The organism is Sphingopyxis sp. J-6, from assembly GCF_046603995.1.
In the GTDB taxonomy this organism is placed as follows: Bacteria; Pseudomonadota; Alphaproteobacteria; order Sphingomonadales; family Sphingomonadaceae; genus Sphingopyxis.
The window spans coordinates 1,896,216-1,912,109 of sequence record NZ_CP145810.1 but is presented as its reverse complement, the minus strand read 5'-3'; the positions used below and the strand labels follow the sequence as shown (position 1 = coordinate 1,912,109).

General features: G+C 65.9%; 16 protein-coding genes. 8 read left to right on the top strand and 8 right to left on the bottom strand.

Annotated elements, in window-relative coordinates; all coding sequences use genetic code 11:
* Position 1 precedes the first annotated feature (1 nt).
* Positions 2-1,093: an acyl-CoA dehydrogenase family protein gene (locus V6U71_RS09140; protein WP_411341948.1), complete on the bottom strand. Its 1,092-nt coding sequence runs from the start codon at positions 1,091-1,093 to the stop codon at positions 2-4.
* Between the two features lie 91 nt (positions 1,094-1,184).
* Between V6U71_RS09140 and V6U71_RS09135 the strand changes: the two genes are divergently transcribed.
* The 5 genes from V6U71_RS09135 (at position 1,185) to V6U71_RS09115 (ending at position 6,446) form a co-directional block, all read left to right on the top strand.
* Complete coding sequence (locus V6U71_RS09135) at positions 1,185-1,985, top strand: enoyl-CoA hydratase/isomerase family protein (protein WP_411341947.1); 801 nt, start codon at positions 1,185-1,187, stop codon at positions 1,983-1,985.
* Positions 1,986-2,067: 82 nt separating this feature from the next.
* A complete protein-coding gene (locus tag V6U71_RS09130; RefSeq protein WP_411341946.1) occupies positions 2,068-3,162 on the top strand; it encodes an acyl-CoA dehydrogenase family protein in 1,095 nt (364 codons plus the stop codon).
* The gene (locus tag V6U71_RS09125; RefSeq protein ID WP_411341945.1) at positions 3,159-4,364 is read left to right on the top strand and encodes an acyl-CoA dehydrogenase family protein; all 1,206 of its coding nucleotides are present in this window, start codon (positions 3,159-3,161) and stop codon (positions 4,362-4,364) included. Before V6U71_RS09130 ends, V6U71_RS09125 begins: the two co-directional genes overlap by 4 nt.
* Positions 4,365-4,377: 13 nt before the next feature.
* Complete coding sequence (locus V6U71_RS09120; protein WP_411341944.1) at positions 4,378-5,160, top strand: SDR family oxidoreductase; 783 nt, start codon at positions 4,378-4,380, stop codon at positions 5,158-5,160.
* Positions 5,161-5,195: 35 nt separating this feature from the next.
* Positions 5,196-6,446 (top strand): acetyl-CoA C-acetyltransferase, encoded by a 1,251-nt coding sequence (locus V6U71_RS09115; protein ID WP_411341943.1) that lies wholly within the window; start codon positions 5,196-5,198, stop codon positions 6,444-6,446.
* Positions 6,447-6,486: 40 nt separating this feature from the next.
* Here V6U71_RS09115 and V6U71_RS09110 read toward each other — a convergent pair whose 3' ends face one another.
* The gene (locus tag V6U71_RS09110; protein ID WP_411341942.1) at positions 6,487-7,857 is read right to left on the bottom strand and encodes an alkaline phosphatase PhoX; all 1,371 of its coding nucleotides are present in this window, start codon (positions 7,855-7,857) and stop codon (positions 6,487-6,489) included.
* A 229-nt stretch (positions 7,858-8,086) separates the two neighbouring features.
* On the opposite strand from V6U71_RS09110, the gene V6U71_RS09105 reads away from it, so the two are divergent.
* On the top strand, positions 8,087-9,217 hold the full coding sequence (locus tag V6U71_RS09105) for a CaiB/BaiF CoA transferase family protein (protein WP_411342332.1): 1,131 nt from the start codon (positions 8,087-8,089) through the stop codon (positions 9,215-9,217).
* 4 nt (positions 9,218-9,221) lie between these two features.
* Here V6U71_RS09105 and V6U71_RS09100 read toward each other — a convergent pair whose 3' ends face one another.
* Both V6U71_RS09100 and V6U71_RS09095 read right to left on the bottom strand, forming a co-directional pair.
* Positions 9,222-9,941, bottom strand: coding sequence for an acyl-CoA dehydrogenase family protein (locus tag V6U71_RS09100; RefSeq protein ID WP_411341941.1), 720 nt, complete (start codon positions 9,939-9,941; stop codon positions 9,222-9,224).
* The gene (locus tag V6U71_RS09095; RefSeq protein ID WP_411341940.1) at positions 9,938-11,077 is read right to left on the bottom strand and encodes an acyl-CoA dehydrogenase family protein; all 1,140 of its coding nucleotides are present in this window, start codon (positions 11,075-11,077) and stop codon (positions 9,938-9,940) included. Before V6U71_RS09095 ends, V6U71_RS09100 begins: the two co-directional genes overlap by 4 nt.
* A 50-nt stretch (positions 11,078-11,127) precedes the next feature.
* Here V6U71_RS09095 and V6U71_RS09090 point away from each other — a divergent pair, with 50 nt between their 5' ends.
* Positions 11,128-11,931: a crotonase/enoyl-CoA hydratase family protein gene (locus V6U71_RS09090; RefSeq protein WP_411341939.1), complete on the top strand. Its 804-nt coding sequence runs from the start codon at positions 11,128-11,130 to the stop codon at positions 11,929-11,931.
* Between the two features lie 2 nt (positions 11,932-11,933).
* Positions 11,934-12,716: a tyrosine-protein phosphatase gene (locus V6U71_RS09085; protein ID WP_054587672.1), complete on the top strand. Its 783-nt coding sequence runs from the start codon at positions 11,934-11,936 to the stop codon at positions 12,714-12,716.
* An 11-nt stretch (positions 12,717-12,727) separates the two neighbouring features.
* Here V6U71_RS09085 and V6U71_RS09080 read toward each other — a convergent pair whose 3' ends face one another.
* From V6U71_RS09080 to V6U71_RS09065, 4 genes are all read right to left on the bottom strand, one after another.
* Entirely contained in the window at positions 12,728-14,062 is a 1,335-nt protein-coding gene (locus V6U71_RS09080; protein WP_411341938.1) for a metal-dependent hydrolase family protein, read from the bottom strand.
* Between the two features lie 78 nt (positions 14,063-14,140).
* On the bottom strand, positions 14,141-14,557 hold the full coding sequence (locus tag V6U71_RS09075; RefSeq protein ID WP_411341937.1) for a hypothetical protein: 417 nt from the start codon (positions 14,555-14,557) through the stop codon (positions 14,141-14,143).
* A 44-nt stretch (positions 14,558-14,601) separates the two neighbouring features.
* Positions 14,602-15,255: a phosphatase PAP2 family protein gene (locus V6U71_RS09070; protein ID WP_411341936.1), complete on the bottom strand. Its 654-nt coding sequence runs from the start codon at positions 15,253-15,255 to the stop codon at positions 14,602-14,604.
* 36 nt (positions 15,256-15,291) lie between these two features.
* Positions 15,292-15,885 (bottom strand): hypothetical protein, encoded by a 594-nt coding sequence (locus V6U71_RS09065; RefSeq protein ID WP_411341935.1) that lies wholly within the window; start codon positions 15,883-15,885, stop codon positions 15,292-15,294.
* Positions 15,886-15,894 lie beyond the last annotated feature (9 nt).

Here is a 15,894-nt window from a genome sequence, read left to right as displayed (position 1 = left end):
CTTACGCCGCCTTCACCTGACTGCCCGGCTGTGCGTTCAGTAGCCGGTCGGCCCAAAAGCCCCGGTTGCCAAGATGCACGGCGAGCATCCGCTCGCGCCGGTAATAGAAATGGCAGTTCGCCTCGAAGGTATAGCCGATGCCGCCGTGCACCTGCAGATTCTCGCGCGCCGCCATTTCGAAGCATTTGATTCCGGACAGGCGAGCGGCGGCGGCGGCCGCAGGCAAATCGTCGGGTGAGGATTCGGCCGCCCAGCCACCATAATAGGCGTTGGAGCGGGCGAGTTCGGTCGCCACCGCAACATCGGCGAGCTTGTGCTTGATCGCCTGAAACCCCCCGAGCGGCCGCCCGAAGATCTGGCGTTCCATCGCATAGTCGCGCGCCATGTGCAGACAGGCCTCGGCGCCGCCGACGGCTTCGAATGCCGCCTGCACCGCCGCCTGATCGATGAGGCGATCGAGCTTGCCGGCGCCCGGCATGGCCTCGGCCGCCACCCCGTCGAAATCGATCCGGTAGTGCGGGCGAAGCTGGTCAAAACTGTCGAGCTTGGTGCGCGTCACGCCCGCCTGATCGAGTTCGACGAGCGCGAAACCGCCGCCCCTGACAAGCACCACCGCGATATCGGCGATTCCTGCATCGGCGACCGGCGACTTGCTGCCGGTTAGCTTGCCGCCCTCCAGCGTCACGCCGGTCGCAAACACCGGTCCCGGCCCTTCGGCATAGGCAAAGGTGGCGATCGCCTCGCCGCTGGCCAGCTTCGGCAGCCACGCCGCCTTCTGTGCCTCGCTGCCCGCCAGCCGGATCGCCTCGGCTGCCAGCACGATCGAGCTCATGAACGGCACCGCGGCGTTGGCGGCGCCGAGCGCTTCCATGATCACGCCGAGGTCGAGCGCGCCGAGCCCGAGTCCGCCATATTCCTCGGGGATCGCCGCGCCGAGGAAGCCCATGTCGGCGAGCGCGCGCCACAGCGGCTCGTCCCATTCGGCGCCCGAATCGATCAGCGTGCGCAGCCGGTCGAAAGGTGTCATATCGGCAAACAGCGCGCTCGCTTGCTCGCCGAGCATTTTCTGTTCATCGCTGAGGTCGAAATTCATCGCAGGACTTGCCCCGTTGTTGCGACCTGTGTCATAGCGAGTTGTATAACTAGGTCAACCATGACAAATGCCGGGAGAGGAATCGCTGGCCATGCAATATGAAACCATCCTCGTCGACGTCGCCGACCATATCGCGACGATCACGATCAACCGGCCCGAAGCGATGAACAGCTTCACCAAACGGATGATGGACGAATTCGAGCATCTGTGGAAGTGGGTCGGCAGCAACGACGACGTGCATTGCTGCGTGCTGCGTGCGGCGCCCGGCAAGGCGTGGTGCACCGGCGTCGACGTCAAGGAATCGCAGAAGGAAGGCGGCACGGTCGTCGACCTCGCCAACATCTGGCACTGCGAGGATCCCGGCAATTATCTCGGCCCCAAGTCGATGAAATGCTGGAAGCCGGTGATCGCCGCGGTGCACGGCATGGCCGCAGGCGGCGCCTTCTACTGGCTCAACGAGAGCGACATCATCATCTGCTCCGAAGACGCGACCTTCTTCGACCCACATGTCACATACGGGATGACCAGCGCGCTCGAACCGATCGGCATGACCTATCACATGCCGCTCCACGACGTGCTGCGCATGGTGCTGCTCGGCAACGACGAACGCATCGGCGCGGGAACCGCGCTGCGCATCGGGCTGGTCAGCGAGATCACGACGCTCGACGATCTGTGGCCGCGCGCGCACGAACTGGCGACAACGATCGCCGCCAAGCCGCCCGCAGCGACGGCCGGATCGGTCAAGGCGATCTGGGAATCGCTCGACCTGCCGCGCAGCGTCGCGCTGCAGCAGGGCCTCAAATATTGCCAGATCGGCAATCCGATCGGGGTACCGCAGGTCAACCGCGCCGCGCTGATGGCCGACAAGGCCAAGAAATTCACGGTTCGCTAGCCGTAGCGTCAACTACTGCTTGACGTTTACGTCAACGTCCGGTTGGATATCTCAACACATAAGGGTGAGGACTCGAACGCGCATGTCGATTCTATACGACGAAGGGCAACAGGCGATCGCGACCGAGTCGCGTCGCGTGCTCGAAGCCCGGGTGAGCAAGGAAGAGTTGCTCCCGCTGCTCGAAACCAGTGGCCGCTATCATGAGAGCTTCTGGACCACGGCGAAGGAGCAAGGCTGGACGGCGCTCGCGCTTCCCGAAGCCTATGGCGGACTCGACCTCGGGCTCGTCGAACTCGGGCTGATCGCGCATCAGGCAGGACGCTCGCTGAGCGGCGCACCCTTCCTGACGTCGAACTTCGGCGCCGCCAAGGCGATCGAACTCTACGGGACCGACGACCAGAAGGCGAAATGGCTGCCCGGTCTCGCGAGCGGCGAGACCATCGGCGCCGTCGCCTTCGCCAGCGGCGCCAACGCCCTGCCCGCGCGGCCGTCGCTGACGCTGACCGGAGAGCGGCTCGACGGGGTGATGACCGGCGTTGCCGGCGGGCTTGCCGCCGACATCGCGGTGGTCTTTGCGAACGGCCCCGGCATGCCCGTACTCGCGGTCGCGGAGCTTGCGGACGTCAAGCGCACCGCAATCGCCAGCTTCGACAACAGCCGCCTTTACGCCGACCTCGAATTCGCGGGCACACCCGCCGAAACGCTGGTTACCGGTGGCGCGGCGCGCGAGGCGGCGCTCCATATCCTCGCCTTGCAAGCGGTGATCACCGCACACGAGCAAACTGGCGGCGCCGAGGCGATGATGGAGATCGCACGCGATTACGCCGTCACCCGCCGCGCTTTCGGCCAGCCGATCGGCGCTTTCCAGTCGATCAAGCATCGCATCGCCGAACTTTACGGCCTCGTCGAACTGGCGCGCGCCAACTGCATTCACGCCGCCTCGCGCGAAGGTCAGGTCGATTTCGTCATCGCCGCCGCCGCGGCGCGCATCTCGGCAACCGAGGCGTATGACACCGCCTCGCGCGACTGCGTGCAGATTCATGGCGGCATCGGGGTGACGTGGGAGCTCGGCCTCCACCTTCACACCCGCCGCGCGCGCAGCCTCGCGATCGAGCAGGGCAATCTGCTCTTCTGGGAAGACGTTCTCGTCGACCGCCTGACGGGAGAAGCCGCATGAGTGATCTCGAAGCCTATCGCACCAAGGCCGCGGCCTGGCTCGAATCGATGGTGCCGAGCTATGGCAAGGCGGCGCGCAAGGGCCTGTCCGAAGCCGACGACCTCGCGCTCGCCCGCAAATATCAGAAGGCGAAATTCGACGCCGGCTATGCCGGGATCAACTGGCCGACCGAGTTCGGCGGTCAGGGCAAGGGTCACCTCGAAAAGGTCACCTTCGATACCGAGGAAATGAAGCACGGCTTCCCCAGCTTCTATTTCGGCATCTCGCTCGGCATGCCGATCCCCGTCCTGATGCAGTTTGGCGAGGACAAGGCGTGGGTCAAGGAACGGGTGCTGAAGGCGCTGCAGGGCGAAGAAATCTGGTGCCAGCTCTTCTCCGAACCCGCCGGCGGCTCCGACCTCGCTGGCCTGCGCACCAAGGCGGAGCCCGACGGCAACGGCTGGAAGATCAACGGCCAGAAGGTGTGGACGAGCTGGGCGCATTACAGCGACTATGGCGTCATCGTCGTGCGCACCGACCCCAATGTGCCGAAGCACAAGGGGCTCACCTACTTCTGGGTCGACATGAAGGCGCCGGGAGTCACCGTGCGTCCGATCAAGCTGGTCGGCGGCGACAGCCACGTCAACGAAGTGTTCTTCGACGATGTGAAGATCGGCGACGATCATCGCATGTCGCCGGTCGGCGGCGGTTTCGCGGTCGCGATCGCAACGCTGATGATCGAGCGCTATGTCGCGACCGACAGTGCGGGCTTCGGCCCGCATCTCGACCTGTTCGTCGAGCTTGCGAAGGACACTGAGCTCAATGGCAAGCCCGCGATCGAGGATGGCCGCATCCGCCAGCAGATCGCGCGCAACTATGCGATGCGCAGCGGACTGCAATCGATCACCGCGCGCGCGATGGCGATGATGCAGGCCGGCATGACCCCCGGCCCCGAAGGCTCGCTCAACAAACTCGTCGCAGTGCGATCGCGCCAGAAGCTCTCCGAACTCGCGATCGATCTGCAAGGCTCGGCTGGCTTCGGCTACGACAATCACGCCTCGCAAAAGGAGGACTGGACGTCGAGCTGGATCAACGCGCCGACGGGCCGCATCGCGGGCGGATCGGACGAGACGCTGCTCAACACGATCGCCGAAAAGATTCTCGGGCTGCCGCAAGATCATCGCCCCGACAAGGGCGTCCCCTTCAACCAGATCCCGGCCTGAGGAGGCGCCGCCCATGAAGATCGATAACAGCACCGCAGCCGTCGTCACCGGCGGCGCTTCGGGCCTCGGCCGCGCGACAGCCGAGGCGCTCGCCGCGGCGGGCGTCAAGGTCGCCATCTTCGATATCAACGATGCGCTCGGCGAGGAGGTCGCGGCGTCGATCGGCGGCCTGTTCATCCATGTCGATATCACCGACGAACAGTCGGTCCTTGACGGCTATGGGACCGCACGCGCCGCGCACGGGCAGGAGCGCATCTGCGTCCACTGCGCGATGACCTCGCGCCGCGGCAAGACGCTGGCGTTCGACAAGGCGACCGGCAGCTTCCGTCGCACCCCGACCGAAGATTACGCCTATGGCGTCGCCGGCATCCTGACCGCGAGCTACCGCATCGCCTCGATCGCGGCCGAGGGCATGGCGACGCTGCCCGAACTCGAAGACGGCGAGCGCGGCGCGATCGTCCTCACCGCCTCGGTCGCGGCGCAGGATGCGCAGATCGGTCAGGTGATCTACGGCTCCGCGAAGGCCGGCGTGAACGGTCTTGTTCTGCCGATGGCGCGCGACCTGATGGACCTCGGCATCCGCGTCAATGCGATCATGCCCGGCGTGTTCAGCACGCCGCTGGTTGCGGGCCTGCCCGAACCGGTGCTCGCCAGCCTCGGCGCCTCGGTCCCCTTCCCCAAGCGGCTCGGCAAAGCCGAGGAATATGCCAGCCTCGCGATGGAGATGGTCCGCAACAGCTATTTCAACGGCCAGGCCGTGCGCCTCGACGGCGCAATCAGGATGGCCCCGCGTTAATTTAAAAACTCCCCTCGAAGAAGGAACCCTGTGAAATGACCGAAGCCTATATTATCGACGCCGTCCGCACCCCGCGCGGGATCGGCAAGCCCGGCAAGGGCGCCCTGTCGCACCTCCACCCGCAGCACCTCGCCGCGACGGTTCTGAAGGCGATCAAGGATCGCAACAATCTCGACACCGCGACCGTCGACGACATCGTCTGGTCGACCTCGACCCAGAAGGGCAAGCAGGGCGGCGACCTCGGCCGCATGGCCGCACTCGCCGCGGGCTATGACACCAAGGCATCGGGCACGACGCTCGACCGCTTCTGCGGCGGCGGCATCAGCTCGGTCAACTTCGCCGCGGCATCGGTGATGTCGGGCATGGAAGATTGCGTCATCGCCGGCGGCACCGAAATGATGAGCTACACCGCGCAGATCGGCGCCGAGGAAGCCAATGCCGGCTTGAAGCCGCTCGGCATGGGTTCGGGCAACGCCGCGCTCGACGAAATTCACCCGCAATCGCATCAGGGCGTCTGCGGCGATGCGATCGCGGCGAAAGAAGGCATCAGCCGCGAAGCCGTCGATGCGCTTGCGCTGGTCAGCCAGCAGCGCGCCGACCGCGCGATCAAGGAAGGCCGCTTCGCCAAGTCGGTCGTGCCGGTCTATAACGAAGACGGCAGCGTCGCGCTCGACCGCGAGGAATTCCCGCGCCCCGAAACCACCGCCGAAGGGCTTGCGGGTCTGAAGGCCAGCTTCGATGCGCTCGCCGACTTCGACCTTGGCGACGGCGCCACCTTCCGCAAGCAGATCACCCGCCGCTATCCCGATCTCGAGTTCAAGGGTGTCCACCACGCCGGCAACTCGTCGGGCGTCGTCGACGGCGCCGCCGCGCTGCTGCTGACTTCGAAGGACTATGCCGACAAGCACGGCCTGAAGCCCCGCGCGCGCATCGTCGCCTACGCCAATCAGGGCGACGACCCGACGCTGATGCTCAACGCCCCGGTTCCGGCGGCGAAGAAGGTGCTCGAAAAGGCCGGCCTGACCACGAACGACATCGACGTCTGGGAAATCAACGAAGCCTTCGCCGTCGTCGCCGAAAAGTTCATCCGCGACCTCGATCTCGACCGCGAAAAGGTGAACATCAACGGCGGCGCGATGGCGCTCGGCCATCCGATCGGCGCCACCGGCTCGATCCTGATCGGCACCGCGCTCGACGAACTCGAGCGCTCGGGCGGCCGCTACGGCCTCGTCACCATGTGCGCTGCGGGCGGCATGGCCCCGGCGATCATCATCGAACGCATCTGATCCTGAAGCAAAGCCCCTCCCCACGCGGGAGGGGCTTCGCTCAGAACGGCCCACGCACCGCGATCGTCCGCGCGGGGTTATAGAGGTTCAGGAACATCGTCTTGCCGTCGGGCGCGAAGCAGACGCCCGACACCTTGGTCGCCGCGCTGACCCGCGCGAAGGGATAGACCTTCCCCTCGGGCGTCACGCCGCGCAGATAATTGTCGGGCCGGCTGCCGCGCCGGTCCTCGCACACCATCAGGTCGCCATTGGGCGCGACGCTGAGATTGTCGCCGAAGCTGAAATGTTCGGGATCGGTCGTTTCGACGAACAATTGTAATTGTCCCGGCTGCGCCGCCTCGGCCGCCGTGCCTTCGGCGGGCGACGGGCGATAGCGCATGATCTGCCCCCGCCGCGCCGGACCGCCCGATGTGCAAGTGAAATAAATCTCGCCATCGCCGCCATGGATGCCCTCGCCGCGCGCGAAGACCGTCGCGCCGGCCCCCGCCCCGCGCTTGCGGAGGTCGTCCTTGGGGCTTTCGACATCGTCGAGGTCGATCCAGCGTGCATCGTGCCAGCCGCCGCTCGCCAGCGTGCGCCGCGTCCAGTTGCGCGTGTCCGCAAGCGCCGGATCGGCCAAAGCCAGCGCCTGCAACCGACCGCCTTTGCTGAGCTGACCCGGCACCGCAGGCAGGAAGCGATAGAAGAGGCTGTCCTGCCGGTCCTCGGTCATATAGACCGCGCCGCTCCGCGGATCGACGACGGCGGCCTCATGGTTGAAGCGCCCCATCGCCTTGATCGGTTCGGCGCTGACCAGCCCGCCGGGCGCGACGGGAATCTCGAACACCCAGCCATGGTCTTCCTTGTGAAGCCCGCCGCCGCGCGAAACATCTTCCTCGCAGCTCAGCCAGGTGCCCCACGGCGTGATGCCGCCCGCGCAATTGTAGATGGTGCCGACGAGCGAGAGATATTGCTCCTCGACCGCAAGGCTGGCGGGATCGAGGATGATCGTCGAAACGCCGCCCGGCAAGGCTTCGCGGCTGCCGATGCGGTAGCAATCGAACGCCGCCGCATCGCCCGCGGTGCCCACCGGGCAGGCGCCGTGCTTGAGCTCGTCGGCGCCCAGTTCATGGTTGCGCATCAGGCACAGCCGCCCGTCGGGCAGCGCCGTGCAGCCCATGCCGTCGGCACTGTTGGGCACCCGGCGTCCGTCGCTCATCGTCTGGCCGAACTGCGAAACGATCTTGTAGGAAAAACCGGGCGGCAGGTCGAGGATGCGGGCAGGGTCGGAAACCGGCGCGCCGAAGCGGTTGACGTCGGCGAGGATCGCGGCGGAGACATGGCGGCTATGGAGCGCCAGCCCGGCGAAAGCGGTGGCCATCAGCCCCTTGGCGAAGCCGCGGCGGTCGAGTGCGATGGATGCCCGTTCCATGACGGCGCGATACGCTCACGACGTGACAGGCAGATTGCGGAAGTCTGACATTTTGACAACAATTTGATGTTCGCTGGCACATTAGTGCAACATTCGACGCCTCAGCATTTCCGACGGCCAGCGCCCTATCCCGCCGGCAAAGAAATCCTATTCCGCGCAGGGCGCTTGGCCCTTGCGCTGCCCCTTTCGCAACGGCATGGCCAAGGGGACATATTGGGAGAAGAAAGACATGGCAGGTCCGCTTCAGGGTATCCGTATCATCGAATTCGCCGGCATCGGTCCCGGCCCTTTCTGCGGCATGATGCTCGCCGATCATGGCGCCGAAGTCATCCGCATCGACCGCCCCGGCGGCTTCATGGACCCGCGCGATCCGCTGTCGCGCAATCGCACCTCGATCGCGCTCGACATGAAGAACCCCGAAGCCGTCCAGATCGCCCGCGACCTCTGCAAAAGTGCCGACGGAATTATCGAGGGCTATCGCCCCGGCGTGATGGAACGCCTCGGCCTCGGTCCCGATGTGCTGCTCGGCGACAATCCGAAACTCGTCTACGGCCGCATGACCGGCTGGGGCCAGTTCGGCCCCTATGCGCAGGCCGCGGGCCACGACATCAACTATATCTCGCTGTCGGGCGTCCTCCACACCGTCGGCCTCGCTGGCCAGAAGCCTGTTCCGCCGGTCAATTATGTCGGCGACTTCGGCGGTGGCGGCATGATGCTGGCGTTCGGCATGTCGAGCGCGCTGCTGCACGCCGCAAAGACCGGTCAGGGTCAGGTGATCGACTGCGCGATGACCGACGGTTCGGCGCTGCTCGCGGGGATGAGCTGGTGGTTTCATGGCGCGGGCATGATCAAGGACGAAGCCGGCGTGAACCGCCTCGACGGCGGCGCGCCCTATTACGACACCTATACGTGCAGCGACGGCAAGTTCATCTCGATCGGCTCGATCGAGCCGCAATTCTATGCCCTGCTCCGCGCCAAGACCGGGCTCGATGCCGATCCCGATTTCGATGTGCAGGACGATCAGGAAAACTGGCCTGCGAAAAAAGCAAAGGTCGCCGCGCTGTTCGCGACGAAGACGCGCGACGAATGGTGCGAGCTGATGGAAATGACCGACGTCTGCTTCGCGCCGGTCCTGTCGCTCAGCGAAGCCCCGCACCACCCGCACAATGTCGAGCGCAAGACCTTCGTCGAGGTGGCAGGCGTCCCGCATCCCGCCCCGGCGCCGCGCTATTCGGCGACGGTCAACGACACACCACGGCAGGCGCCGGCGGTCGGCGGCGACGGCGATGCGGTGCTCGCCGGGCTCGGCTATGACGCGGACAAGATCGCGGCGCTCCGCGGCGGCGGCGCGGTACGCTGAAGGCTCAATCGGCGCGCGCGGTCATCGCTTCCCACAGGCCGCGCCCGCCGAAACCGGCAACCTGACGCCCCAGTCGCTGCGCCCAATGCGCGTCGTTGCCATGCTCGCCGCGCCAGCGCATCAGCGGGATGGTCACGCGGTGCAGATCATATTCGCGGGTAAAGCCGATCGCGCCATGCACCTGATGCGCGACCGCGGTGACCACCCCGACCGCGCGGTTGGCGCGTAGTTTGGCGGCAGCAATCTCGAAACCGGCAGCCTCGGCATCGAAGTGCACGGCATCGAGTCGCTTGGCCATCGCCGCTGCCGCCGCATCCACCGCGCGCACCTCGCACGCCATCACCGCGAGCGATTGCTGCACCGCCTGGAACTTGCCGAGCGGGCGGCCGAATTGCTGCCGTGTGTTGACATGCTCGATCGACAGGTCGAGCGCCTGCCCCATCGCACCCGCCATCAGGCTGACGGTCGCAGCGGCGTGCAACGCAGGATCGACCTCGCCCAATCCCGACAGGATCAGAGGCGCGACGGGCAGGTCGGGCACGGCCACGCCCGCGATCCGCAAAACCGCGTTCAGATCGCCCCAGTCGCCGCCGAACCCGCCATCGGCCTCGGGCACCAGCAACAGGGCAAAGCCCGCTTCTTCGACGGGCGCGATCCCCGCGCTGGCGGCCTCGGCGAACACGGCACTTGCCGTATCGCACAGCATGTCGCGGGCGCCGCTCATCGCAGGCCCAATCCGCGTGCGATGATCCCGCGGATCACCTCGCGCGTCCCGCCGCGGAGCGAGAAGCTCGGCGACGCGATGAGCAGCGCGCGCAGCAGCCGCGCCAGGTCGGCGTCATCGTCCCACCCGCAATCGATCACCGCCTGCACCCGGCGCGGCATATCCTGTTCGAACGCATTGCCGAGTTCCTTGACCACAGAAGCCTCGACCATCGGGTCCTCACCCGCCGCAAGTTTCGCGGCGGTCGACATCGAAAGCTGGCGCAGCGTCCACATTTCGGCGGTCAGTTCGCCGATCAGCGCCGCAACCGCCGGATCGGGGTCGCTGCCTGCCGAATCGATCAGCGCGGCCAGCAGCGCATGGCTCGACAGATAGCGCTCGGGACCCGATCGTTCGAGGCCGAGCTCGGCGGTGACCTGCTTCCACCCTTCCCCGCGCGTCCCGATCAACGCGCCATGCGGAACGAGCACATCGTCGAAGAAGATTTCGTTGAAGTCGTGATTCCCCGCCATGTCGATGATCGGGCGGATGGTGATCCCGGGCGTGTCGAGGTCGACGAGCAACTGGCTCAACCCGGCGTTGCGTTCGCTGCCTTCCTCGGTGCGGACGAGCGCGAGGATGACGTGCGACAGATGCGCGCCCGTCGTCCAGATTTTCTGTCCGTTGATCCGCCAGCCGTCGGCCGTTTCGCGCGCGCTCGTCCGTACCGCGGCAAGGTCGGACCCGGCGCCGGGTTCGGACAGGCCGATGCAGGCATAAAGTTCGCCCTTCGCGATTCCCGGCAGATAGCGTTGCCGCTGTTCTTCGCTGCCATAGCGCAGGATCAGCGGCCCCGTTTGCCGGTCGGCGATCCAGTGCGCGCCGACCGGGGCGCCCGCCGCGAGCAACTCCTCGATCACCACATAGCGTTCGAGCGGGTGGCGGTCGCCGCCGCCGTAGCGCGCCGGCAGCGTCATTCCGATGTAACCCGCCGCCCCCAAGGCGCGGCTGAAACCGGCGTCGAAGCTCGCCCAGCAATTGGCGCGTTTCACGATGTCGCCCTGCGGCTGGTGGTCGGTGAGCCACGCCCGCAAATCGGCGCGTAGTGCCGATATGTCGCCGGGCGGATCGAAGGGATAGAGCGCAAAGCCTTGCATGTCCCGCTGGCCATGCAATAGCTTTCCCGAACTGCAAAGGAATTTTAGATATGGGCGAGTTTCTGAGTGTCGAGCGGCGGGGCAAGATCGCGATCCTGACGATGATCAAGCCCGAGAGCATGAACGCGATCGGCAGCCATGAGGATTGCCAGGACATCATCGACACGCTCCGCACCCTCGGCGACGACCGCAGCGTCAGCGCGATCATCCTCACCGGCAGCGGCAAGGCGTTCAGCGCCGGCGGCAACCTCAAGGGCATGCAGGACCGCACCGGCATCGGCGTTCTCGACCAGCCCGATTCGACGCGCAGCAACTACCGCAAGGGTGTGCAGGCGGTGATCCGCGCCCTGATGGATTGCGAAATCCCGATGATCGCGGCGGTCAACGGCCACGCCATCGGCCTCGGCTGCGACCTCGCCTGCACCTGCGATATCCGTATTGCCGCCGAGAGCGCGAAATTCGCGTGCAGCTTCATCAAGGTCGGGATTGTACCGGGTGATGGCGGCGCATGGCTGCTCCAGAAAGTCCTCGGCTATCCGCGCGCCGCCGAACTGTTCCTCACCGGCGACCGCTTTGACGCCGTGCAGGCAAAGGAATATGGTCTGGTGACGGATGTCGTCCCCGACGAGGAGTTGCTGGACCGCGCCATCGCCATCGCCGAACGCATCGTGTGCAACCCGCCGCGCGCGCTCCGGCTCACCAAGCGGTTGCTTCGCGAAGCGCAGCACAGCCGGATGAGCGACATCCTCGAAATAAGCGCCGCCTATCAGGCGATCGTGCACGAAACCGCCGACAATCGCGAGGCGATCAACGCCTTTGTCGAAAAGCGGCCGCCGGTTTTTACGGGAGAATGACCATGCTTGCCGAACGCGTCCTGCCGCTTTCGGGTATCCACAATTTCCGCGACTATGGCGGCTATGCCGTCGAAGGCGGCGGACGGCTGCGGGGCGGCATATTGTGGCGCTCGGCGCACCATGTCGAAGCGACGCCCGAGGATCTTGCGGCGGTCGACGCGCTGGGGCTGGAGACGATCGTCGACCTGCGCGGCGACGATGAGCGCGAGGTCCACCCGTGCCGGCGCAGCGAGAATTTCTCGGCGCGCGTGCTGTTCGCGGGCGGGCAGACCGCAGGCTTGGCACCGCACCTGCAAGCAGCAGGCGGCGCGATCGACAATGAGACGGCGCGGGCCCGCATGATCGATACCTATGCCGGCATGCCGTATCGCCCGGCCCTCGTAGCGACGCTGCGGCTCTATCTTGCCGCTTTGTCGGAATATGATGCCCCCAGCCTCGTCCACTGCGTCGCGGGCAAGGACCGCACCGGGCTGGCCGTCGCGGTCGTCCACCGGCTGCTCGGCGTCCATGAGGACGATCTGATGCAGGACTATCTGCTCACCAACAGCGCCGGAAAGATCGACGAGCGTATCGCCCAGGGCGCATCGCAGATCCGGGCGCGCTACGGCGGCGAGATCCACGACGATGCGATCCGCACGCTGATGTCGGTCAATCCCGCCTTCCTCGACGCGGCGTTGGCGACGATCCGCCGCGACCATGGCGATGTTGCGACCTATGCCGAGGCGGTGCTCAACCTGACCCCCGAAATGCACGAGGCGATGGTCGACAAGCTGGTGATCTACTGAAAGCGCGGCGCCTAGCCGCCCTTCACCAGCACCCCGCCCTTGACCACCGCATCGACGCTTTCGAGCTCGCGCACATTGGTCAGCGGATCGCCGTCGACCGCGACGATATCGGCATAGTGGCCGACCGCGATCGCACCCACGTCGCTCTCGCGTCCCAGCGCCTGCGCCGCGTTGCGCGTCGCGGCCTGGATCGCTTCCAGTGGCGTCATCCCGTACTCGGTCATAACGCGGAACTGCTTGCCGACCTCGCCGTGCGGCATCACCCCGGCGTCGGAGCCGAACACCATCCGCACCCCCGCGCGGTGCGCCTTGCGGAAATTGTCGCGCTGGATCTGCGCAATCTCACGGTCCTTGCGCAGATTATCCTCGAGCACGCCGTTCTTCGCGCCCTCGGCCTGCGTATATTCGGTGTTGTAGATATCCATCGAGAACCACACCGGCTGCTTGCGCGCGAGCGCCATGCGGATGCCTTCGTCGTCGACCAGGCTGACATGCTCGATCGTGTCGATTCCCGCGGCAATCGCGGCACGAATGCCCGCCGCGCCATGCGCATGCGCCGCGACGCGCAGCCCCCACTGATGCGCCTCGTCGGCGATGGCGGCGAGTTCCTTTTCGGATACCTGCAACTGGCCGGGTTCGGTGTTGCGCGAGAAGACGCCGCCGGTCGCGCAGACCTTGATCACCTCGGTGCCAAATTTGCGCTGGCGACGCACCTGATAGCGCAGTTCGTCGGGCGTATCGCCGATCCCTTCTTCCTTGCCGTCCTTTTTCTCGAGGCTGGGCGGCAGGAAAGTGCTGTCGCAATGCCCGCCGGTCGCGCCGAGCGCATAGCCTGCGGGAACGATCCGCGGTCCCGTCGCATAGCCGGCATCGATCGCCTGTTTGAGCCCGATGTCGTTGCGATTGTCCGACCCGACGTTGCGCACCGTGGTAAAGCCCGCGCCAAGCATGTCGTTCGCATTCTTGACTGCGGTCATGCCCCAGAAGCTGTCGGTGAATTCGAGCCCGCGATAGCCGCCGATGTCGGCGGGACCGTCGAGATGGACATGCATGTCGATGAGCCCGGGAAGCAGCGTCCGGTTGCCAAGGTCGACATGCTTGACGTTCGCACCCCAACGCACTGTCCGCGCATCGGCGATGCCGGTGATACGCCCGTCGGCGCCAACGAAGATGGCGGGATAGTCGACCGTCTTGCCGGTCAGCACGTCGATATAGCGCGCGGCGGTGATGACCGTCTGGCCCTCCGCCTCCTGCGCTCCGGCAGGTGCCGCCGACAGGGCGAAAAGCGCGACGCCGCGAAAAGCGATTCTCCGCAGAAAACTGCCGAACTTCACACGCGATTGCATATTTGCCCCCAACCCGTTTTCGTTATCCGGGAAACTGGATGGCAAAACAGGACTGAATAGGACAGCCCAAAAATCGGGTCAGACGATCTTTCGTCCGAAACCGCCGGGACGCGGTGCGATCGGCGCCGGATCGGACGGCAACGGCTCGACGACCGGGGGCGCCCCGCCCGACGCTTCGCGCCCGCGCATATAGTTGGCAAAGGCGGCATCGGCGTCGAACTCGATCGTTTCGGGCGACGACACCTCGCCGGGTTTCAGGTTGGCGGCACCGGGCACGCGATTGAGGCCCGATCCCGCGCGGATCAGCTTGACGATCAACGGCAAGGCGAACAGGATTCCGACGATCGACAGGCCGATCACCGTCGGGCCGAGGCCGATCCACGCAATGCCTTCGGCCGTGCCGCCGCCAACGCCGATGAAGTGACGCAGCATATATCCGATATAGACAAGCGGCAGCAGCCCGCCGATCACCCCGATAATTTTCCCAAGCGACATAATCCTGCCCCCGTTTCCCACGGGCGAATATTAGCAGCGAGAGCTTACAAATCCCTTAGTGGCGGCGACGCGTTATGCGCACCGGCCCACCACGCCCCCAGCAACGCAAAGGCCGCACCGAGCAGCGTCCCGCCGACGATGTCGCTCGCCCAATGGACGCCGAGCGTCATGCGCGAGAAGCCGTTGAGGACGATCATCGTCCCGGCGAGCGTCCACGCATAAGGCCGCCAGCGCGGTGGTGTCAGCCAGGCGAGGAGCAGGTAGACGACCGCCGCATTCGTCGCATGGCCGCTGGGATAGGAGGCGCTCGACACATGGTCGAGATGCTCGACGAGGTCGGGCCGGGCGCGGCCGAAAGCGATCTTCAGCAAACTGGAAGCAAGGTTCGACAGCAGCGACGCCCCGGCGAGCGCAGTCGCACAGCGTAGTCCGCACCAGCGCCAGACGAGCCCGCAGAGCAGGATCACGATGATCCATCGCGGCGTTCCGCCGCCGACGAAGCTGATCCATTGCATGGCCGTGATCAGCCGAGACGACGAGGTGTCCGCGGAGAGCGCCAGCGACGCCCCGATTTGGCGGTCGAGGTCATCTGCAAAGCCCGCCATCACGACGCCGCTGAGCACGGCGAAGAGCAACAGGATGATCAACAGCGCGCGGGCAAGAAAAGGCGAAGCAGGCCGGTCCGATAGAAACGTCATGCCAAGCCTTCTGGCAAAGCTTCGCCGCTGTCGCAATCAGTCGCGATAGGCGGTGCGCGCCGCCGACTGGCGCCATGCCTCCAGATGCGCGGCAAAACGGCGCAGTTGTTCGGTGCCGCCGTCGAAATCATTGTCGACCAGTCGCAGCTCGCCTTCCGCGCCTTGCGTGCGATAGCGGAGGTAGAGACCGTGGCGCAGCCGGGCACCGAGCCGCGCCGCGCGGTCGCCCTCGCCCGGCAGACGGTCGGCGCGGTCGAACAGCGCCTCCGCGACATCCGCAATCGGCAGAACCGGAGGCACGGAGGTGTAGCTTCGATGGAAGTGGAGTTGCCCGTCGACGATCCTCACCGCGACCTGCCGTGCTATCGCCCGCATGCCATGGCGTCCGGCATAAAAGAGGCAGACACAGCCGGCGACGACAAGGAAGGGAATCTTGACCGGCGCCAGCGGATCGCGGTGCGGCGCCGGTGCGGGCAGATCGATATCGGGCAAGGCAACCCGTTGCGGCGGCGCGTCCGCCTCACGATGGAGCAGGACGGCGAAGAGGAACGCCAGCGCCGCAAATCCCGCGAAGAACAATGCCTTGAAGACATTGCCCCAGCGCGAGAAATGCAGGATCGACGGGTTCAACTTCTATCC